Raw genomic sequence first — 909 nt, 5'->3', positions numbered from 1 at the left:
GCCGCGGCCAGCGCGGCCAGGCCGGCGCCCAGCAGCAGGAAGGGGCCGGTCCACAGCAGCCAGGTCGACGGCCGCCACGGCGGCAAGTAACGGACGAAGGCGCCATAACGCGCCTCGAAGAAGGCGACGACCTCGGCGTCGCTGCGACCGTCGCGCAGTTGCTCGCGGATGGCCTGGCGCATGTCGGCGGCCAGCGGCGCGTTGGATTCGGCCAGTGTCTGGTTCTGGCAGACGACGCAGCGCAGCTGGTGGGCGAGGCGCGATTCGCGCGCCTCGAGCTCCGCGATCGCGGCGGCCGGCGCCGCAGCCGAGACCGTCGCCGTGCCGGCCTCCGGCGCACCTGAGGCCGACGACGCGGTCAAGGCGATCAGCGCGCTCAGCGCCACCGGCGCCAGACGTCTCGCGGCAAGACGCAGGCGCGCGCTCATCGCGCCGCCTTCAGCGCGGGCAGCAGCTTGTCGCGCCAGACCTCGGCGGTCACCGGTCCCTGGTGGCGATAGCGCACGCGCCCGCGGGCGTCGATGACGAAGGTCTCCGGCACGCCCTGCACGCCGAAGTCCAGGCCGACCCGGCCATCGGCGTCGATCGCCGACGCCCGGTACGGGTTGCCCACGGCGCCCAGCAGCGCGCGGGCCGCGTCGTCCCGGTCCTTGTAGTTGAGGCCGTACAGCGGCACGCCGTCCCGTGCCGACAGCTGGCGCAGCGCCGGCAGCTCCTGCCGGCAGGGTTCGCACCAGGACGCCCAGACGTTGAGCATCCACGGCTGCCCGCGCAGGGCGGTGCTTCCCAGTTGCTGGCCGGGGTCCTCGAGCACCGGACGCTCGAACACCGGGACCGGGCGATCCAGCAGCGCCGAGGGCAGCGCGCGTGGATCGCGTTCCAGCCCGAGGGCCAGCATCAGCGCCAGGC

General features: G+C 74.5%; 2 protein-coding genes. Both read right to left on the bottom strand.

Features of this window, described 5'->3' with window-relative positions; translation table 11 throughout:
- Window positions 1-428: cytochrome c-type biogenesis protein (locus FUT87_RS26525; protein WP_147242920.1), on the bottom strand; the 428-nt coding region annotated here is incomplete at its 3' end.
- Complete coding sequence (locus FUT87_RS26520; RefSeq protein ID WP_147242919.1) at window positions 425-907, bottom strand: DsbE family thiol:disulfide interchange protein; 483 nt, start codon at window positions 905-907, stop codon at window positions 425-427. The genes FUT87_RS26525 and FUT87_RS26520, both read right to left, overlap by 4 nt.
- Between the last annotated feature and the right edge of the window lie 2 nt (window positions 908-909).

The sequence above is a fragment of the Mitsuaria sp. TWR114 genome, assembly GCF_007997345.1.
This window is presented reverse-complemented; position numbering and strand designations above follow the sequence as displayed.